1 protein-coding gene is annotated in these 2,162 nt (G+C 39.4%); it reads left to right on the forward strand.

Going from position 1 to position 2,162, the window contains the following annotated elements; genetic code table 11:
• Nucleotides 1–480 precede the first annotated feature (480 nt).
• Nucleotides 481–2,162: HYR domain-containing protein (locus BM156_RS20545; protein ID WP_139218352.1), on the forward strand; the 1,682-nt coding region annotated here is incomplete at its 3' end.

A 2,162-nucleotide genomic window follows, 5' to 3' on the forward strand; every position in this document is an offset into this window, starting at 1 on the left:
CAGCGCCGATGGTACTGCAGAAATGTGGGAGAGTAGGTCGTCGCCCTTCTTTTTAAACCCTGTGTTCTTCCAGAGCTCAGGGTTTTTTTATGCCTAATTTCAACATAATATGTAATTTTTAGGAGCTATTAGAAGCCCTATAAATGCTTTTCTCATCATACTTGATCAATTCTACCTTTTCAATTCGATTCTTTCTAAAAAGGGCTATTTTACGCAGATATTAACAAGATTATGTTGATATCTCTCCTCAAAATAACAATTTTTTAACTCTTAGCTATCGATTTTAATCGATGAAACTAGGGATTAGATATCTCAACCTTCCTCTTTGATTAATAAAAACGGTTTTCCTTTTTAACATATTGACTTTCACTTTCGTATTGCCGTAACTTGATTCTATCAGAATAGATTATTCCTGGTGCTATAGGGCAATTTTAAATACGATTGGAGATTTTTTATCCGGCATTTAAAAATCTGAAAGTTATGAAACAAAATATTAGTCAGTCGGTATCTTTTCTAATTCAACTGATGGTAGAAAAGTTGAAAGAAAATAAGCTGTTGAAGTATGTCTTTCTATTGTTGTTTATGTCTGGAGTGTTTGTAAATCAGATTTATGGACAGACTGTCGGGATTTTAGGTAACCCTATCATCGATGGTAATAAGTGTGACAGTGACGGCTATTTAGATCCTAATATTACTAATGACTTTAGTGTTGGTGTCAACGATAAGTGTGACATTGGTGAGATTTGGTATTCGAGTGGGGTATATGGGAACAGCGAGTTTTATTTCTCGTTTACCCGGGAAGCTTCCGGACAGGCAGGTTTTGCCATTTATTTTGATGTTGATGGTAATGCAACTAACGGTGCAGATGTTGATGGCGATGGCGTAAAAGATGGTGCTGATATCGCTATTTTTACCGGGCTTTCTCCTAGTGATGGAATTACTAATAAGATGGTTTATCGTTATGATTATGATAAGGCAGTTTTTGTAGATAATGAAACAAGCTTTACAGGCGAGCTCGGAAGTGCTACTTGTACTGGAACGGACGAAGGCTTTATTGAAATTGCGGTGTCTTATGGGGATATAAATTTTGATGTTTGTTCGGGATATAAATTGCGTTTGGTAGCGATTACGAGCTGGACCGCTGATTTTGAACAAGGAAATGTAATTGAAAAAATAATGTTTTCAAATGCAACTTTTACAATTAATACCTCTCCAACCTTATCTGATTTAGTGGTTGTCCCCAACGGAGATATTTGTAGAGGAGAGGAAATAACTTTTAGCACAATATTGTCTGATGTGGATGGAATTGATGACTTGAGTGTTTTTTCCATTGATATAGATACAAATTACATAGCCCCTTATACAAATTTTGAGCCGCTTGCTTCTGCTTATACAATGAGTTCAGAACAAATAGATGCTAATTCATGGGAGCTTAGTTTTACTTTTAACTATCCTACCACCGGAACTCGAAATTTTGCTGTTCGAGCAATGGATCCCTGGGATTGCGATTTGGATGTCATTAAATTTGCTTCGGTTACTATTGTAGAAAATACAAGCTCCCCTGTTATTTCCTGCCCTGTTACAAGTACTCAGGATTTTGATACTGATGCAGGAGAGTGTTCTTATACGCATTCCGGGACTGATTGGGATGCTTCAGCAACCGACATAGATCCATGTGGAGATCCAACGGTGAGGTATGAATTAACAGGAGCGACTTCTGGATCGGGAACTAGCCTGAGCGGGGTGGCTTTTAATAAGGGCACAACAACGGTTACTTGGTATGCCGAAGATGGTGTTCCAGAACATACTGCTACCTGTAGTTTTGATGTTGTTGTCAGTGATACAGAAGATCCGACAATCAGCTGTGCAGTTCCCTCAGCGAGCTATGCATCGGACAACGGAGAATGCAGCTATACTGTTCCAGGTACGGGTCTTGATCCTTTATCTACAGGAGACAACTGTGGTGTTGCGACAGTAACCAATGATTTTAACAGTCAGAGTAGTTTGTCCGGGGCCGTTTTTCCGATAGGAACGACGACAGTTAAGTGGACCGTGACAGACGATAGCGGGAATACGGCAGAGTGCAGTTTCGATGTAACGGTTACCGATGATGAAGCACCGGTTCTTAGCGGTTGTCCTTCCAATATCAGCCAGAGCAATGA

It is taken from the genome of Sunxiuqinia elliptica (assembly GCF_900113005.1).
Classification (GTDB): domain Bacteria; phylum Bacteroidota; class Bacteroidia; order Bacteroidales; family Prolixibacteraceae; genus Sunxiuqinia; species Sunxiuqinia elliptica.